Origin of the sequence: Sphingomonas endophytica, assembly GCF_001476895.1 — a bacterium.
In the GTDB taxonomy this organism is placed as follows: domain Bacteria; phylum Pseudomonadota; class Alphaproteobacteria; order Sphingomonadales; family Sphingomonadaceae; genus Sphingomonas; species Sphingomonas endophytica_A.
The window spans coordinates 1-594 of sequence record NZ_LDTB01000200.1; the positions used below are offsets into that span (position 1 = coordinate 1).

At 66.7% G+C, this 594-nt stretch carries 1 protein-coding gene; it reads left to right on the plus strand.

The genetic code is table 11. The features are described 5' to 3' along the window. On the plus strand, positions 1-594 hold a 594-nt coding region (locus NS334_RS16725), incomplete at both ends, for an IS30 family transposase (protein ID WP_153002807.1).

The window sequence follows — 594 nt, forward strand, 5'->3', positions numbered from 1 at the left end:
ATCTCTCGGGAGCTGAACCGTAATTCTGGCGTTCAGGTCGGCTACAAGCCCAGCTATGCCCAGCAACAGATGCGAGCGCGGCGCTGGACGGGCTCTCGCCTCGAACGGGAGGCCGGCCTGCGCCGTGCGGTGTTGGAACGTCTTGGCCGGGGCTGGTCGCCCGAGCAGGTCGCCGGCCGGCTGGCTCGCGAGCACGGCCGCAAGGTGATCTCCTATGAGAGCATCTACCGCTTCATTTATGCCCAGCTCACCCGCACCTCGGACTTCAGCTGGCGGCGCTACCTGCCGCGCGGCAAGAGCAAGCGCGGTCGCCGCGGCAAGCGGGGCGGCAGTCCCGCAAGCTTCATCGAAGGCCGTGTTTCGCTGGATCTGCGCCCCGTCGAGGTCGCCGATCGCAAGACCCCGGGCCATTGGGAGGCCGACCTCATGATGTTCTCCAAATACGGTCAGCAGATCCTGGCCGTGCATGAGCGCACCTCCCGCCTGTTGCTCGGCGTCCCCCTCGCAAGCAAGCTCGCCTCCGGCGTCGCTCACCATCTCGTACGCCTGTTCGAGGTCCTGCCACAGCCGATCAGCCAGACCGTCACCTTCGAC